This window comes from Cellulomonas algicola, from assembly GCF_003851725.1.
GTDB classification, from domain to species: Bacteria; Actinomycetota; Actinomycetes; order Actinomycetales; family Cellulomonadaceae; genus Cellulomonas; species Cellulomonas algicola.
The window spans coordinates 1-437 of record NZ_BHYL01000493.1; the positions used below are offsets into that span (position 1 = coordinate 1).

A 437-nucleotide genomic window follows, 5' to 3' on the forward strand; every position below is an offset into this window, starting at 1 on the left:
GCGCGCGACCGCCTCCGCGGTCCGGGCGTCCTCGCGCGCCTCGGGCAGCTGCTGCGCGGCGGACGCGAGCGCACGGCACGCCGTCGTCCAGGCCGCCGGGACCGCCGCGTCGAGGTCGCGCCAGCACCGGTCCAGGTCGTCCCAGACGTCGGGCTCGGCCGACCCCGCGGTCAGCGCGGCGAGCGCCGCCCACGTCCGCACGAGCGCGGCACCCCACGGATCCCCGGACCGTTCCGACCGGGCGGCGATCGCCGCCGCCTCCGCCCTCGCCGTGCGCGTGCCGTCCGCGCCGACCACCAGGCCGTGCGCGAGCCGGGCGAGCCACGGCAGGTCGTGCGCGCGCGCCGCGGTGTGCACGCGGTCGAGCGTCGTGAGCGTCCGCCCGGGGGCTCCGGGCGTGAGGACCGCGTCGGCGAGCGCGGCCCCCAGGGCGAGGG

Annotated in this window: 1 pseudogene; it reads right to left on the reverse strand. The window is 81.7% G+C overall.

The features are described from left to right. Positions 1–437: pseudogene (locus CTKZ_RS21090) on the reverse strand (BTAD domain-containing putative transcriptional regulator); the annotation flags it as partial.